Below are 2,701 nucleotides of genomic sequence, written 5' to 3' on the forward strand. Positions count from 1 at the left end.
GAATATAAATCGTATCGAAGAAATAAAAAAAATCTGGAATTATTAACCTTATAAATTCAAAAAAAAGGTCAACCTATTTCAGGACAATACAAAAAAGCAAGTTCCCGTAGTAATTTTCCTATATTTGGAGAATTACAAAAACTAAAGAGAATTAATGACAGCAATAAATAAAGTCCCAACTGATTACTTAATAAAACGTCAAAACGAAATGAGTGATTTGACCAATTATCTCAATAAAACAATTAAGAATAATCCAGATGTTGGTTGGCATTATAAAGAATTTGGCAAACAAGTAGAACAACCAATAATCGAATTTCTTGTAAAAAAAGGATTGCTTATTAAAGATAAATTCAAAGACCAATCAGATAATAAAAATGAAATCCCTGATATTATTGATGAACAATATTCTGATTCAATTTTCATAGATATTAAAGCAGGAAATAAAGTTGTTTTCAAAACTGGTAAAAAAGTAACTAATCCAAATCAAGATTTATCAACTACCACAAATTGGAGAGACAATGTATTTCTTGAATTTGATGGTGAATTATGTTTTTTTATTGAGGTCAAATATAATCACTTATTAAATAATGATTTGTTCGTAGAAGAATGTCTGATTGACCATTTCTATAATTTTGTTGGTAAAACAACAGACGGACTTATTGCACACCGCAGAAGAAATGTAAGAACTAAATCTTGGAATTCAAAATCTCAATTTAAAGATGCTGATGAATTCAAAACATTACTAAATGAAACAATTTCATTCTCAATTAAAAATACCTTATTCAACTCATCAGAAGACCTCTTAAAAAAAGATAAAATTGAAATAATTAATCACTTAAAAGAAGATGACACCGACAAAGAGAAAACTTGAAATTATTTTACAATAACGTTACTTTTTCTTTTTTTAATTTTAGGCTTCTTACTTTATTGGGTTTAGCAATAACATCTAAAATTCTTTCTGAAATTGCTTTTAAAACAGGAACTGCAACTGTATTTCCTAATAAATCGTATGCGAAATTATTTTTAACAGGGATTTCATAACTATCAGGGTAACCAAAAATTCTTAACCCTTCTCGTATTGTTAATTTCCTTACACCCTTACCGTCAACAACAACTATTTTACTCATATCAGTTGCAACAAGAGTTGGGGCAATATCATTAGGATTTAATATTTTATTTATTTCAAAACTTAATTTTCCTGTTACAATATTATATCCTTTTGATTTTGTTTCATCATAAACACGAGAAGTAATAATTCCGTTTTCTAGAACTTCTTTAATCAACTTTTTTGGGTATTCAAATCTTAAATAACCTTTATCTACTAAATCATCCAGCATCCCTTTTAAATCATAACTTTCAAACAAATCAATAGATGGTGCAAAAGTTTCAATTTGCCTTAATGTCAAAGGCATCCCATCCATCCAATCAATACCAATTTCAATCGCCCAATGCTTTTGCCTACGAACTTTAAAAAGTTTATTTAACAGTCTAATTTGCTCCTTACTACATTCGCCTTTTACTCCAATATCCCAACTATGAATGTTATTTGCTCCTCCTCTTTTATCTTTTATAGACTTTCCATATAATTCTGTAACTGAAAAATGAGATAATAATTTTTTAGTAAAATCAGTATTCATTGTTTCTTTTCCTGTTTCTAACACATCTTTTAAAACCTTAAAAGTTGGTATGAAATTTTTCAATGAAATTTCATTTTTTTTTGTTCCTACTATAAAAATTCTTTTTCGAGATTGTGGAACTCCAAAATTAACTGAATCTAAAACCTCCCAAGTAACTTTATAATTTAGTTCTTCTTCTAATTTATATAAAATTGTTTTTAAAGTCCTTCCTATTTTATCAGTTTTATTTTCTAAATCGTGTTTTACTAATCCTTCAACATTTTCAAGAATAAAACCTTGAGGTTTCTTATGTCTAATAATTCTTTCAACCTCAAAAAATAAAGTTCCTCTAGTATCTGCAAAACCATTCCTCTTTCCGCCTGCACTAAACGGTTGACAAGGAAATCCCCCAAAAAGAAAATCGAAATCTGGAATATCTTCATTTTTTAATTGGAAAATATCTCCAATAAAATTATCGTGATGATGATTATGTTTTAAAGTTTCTACTGCATAAGGTTTAATTTCAGATGTTAAAACACATTCTGTTTCAATTCCTCTTTCTTTACAAGCCTGTTCAAAACCAATACGAATTCCACCAAGTCCAGCAAATAAATCTATAAATTTCATTTTTTTATTCATCGTTCTTAATTTTATATTCAACATTTGGTTCTGCAACAAGACTTAAATTTGATTTAAAATCTTCTATTTCAAATTTAGTACAACCAATAACTGAAAGACATTGTAAAAAGAAAGTAGCACTAAAAGTTCCTCTACTTATTTTACTTGTAATACTTGATTGAGTTTCATTTAAACCTTGTTCGTTTAACAAAAAAACTAAATCAGAAGTTGAAACACCTCTCTTTACTAATTCTGACTTTAAAAGTCGTTTTACCTTATCATTTGAATAAATCATAAATCTAATTTAATAACGCAAATATAACGGAATATTCTCATATATGCAAACAATCGAACAAAAACAAATAAAACGTTGGGTAACAAAGAACTGAGCTAAAAAACAACTCTTTTCTTGATTAAGTTTATACATTATTATTCTAGGCTCATAATTCTATAAATTAGTTTTTTGA

Annotated in this window: 3 protein-coding genes; 1 reads left to right on the forward strand and 2 read right to left on the reverse strand. The window is 27.2% G+C overall.

Going from position 1 to position 2,701, the window contains the following annotated elements; genetic code table 11:
• Window positions 1–154 precede the first annotated feature (154 nt).
• A complete protein-coding gene (locus AQ1689_RS10490) occupies window positions 155–871 on the forward strand; it encodes a hypothetical protein (RefSeq protein WP_101956053.1) in 717 nt (238 codons plus the stop codon).
• 7 nt (window positions 872–878) lie between these two features.
• On the opposite strand, the gene dcm is transcribed toward AQ1689_RS10490, so the two are convergent.
• Both dcm and AQ1689_RS10500 read right to left on the reverse strand, forming a co-directional pair.
• Entirely contained in the window at window positions 879–2,243 is a 1,365-nt protein-coding gene (dcm, locus tag AQ1689_RS10495; RefSeq protein WP_198913891.1) for a DNA (cytosine-5-)-methyltransferase, read from the reverse strand.
• 4 nt (window positions 2,244–2,247) lie between these two features.
• Complete coding sequence (locus tag AQ1689_RS10500; RefSeq protein ID WP_180947580.1) at window positions 2,248–2,529, reverse strand: DUF6471 domain-containing protein; 282 nt, start codon at window positions 2,527–2,529, stop codon at window positions 2,248–2,250.
• Window positions 2,530–2,701 lie beyond the last annotated feature (172 nt).

The organism is Tenacibaculum finnmarkense (assembly GCF_900239185.1).
GTDB lineage: Bacteria > Bacteroidota > Bacteroidia > Flavobacteriales > Flavobacteriaceae > Polaribacter > Polaribacter finnmarkensis.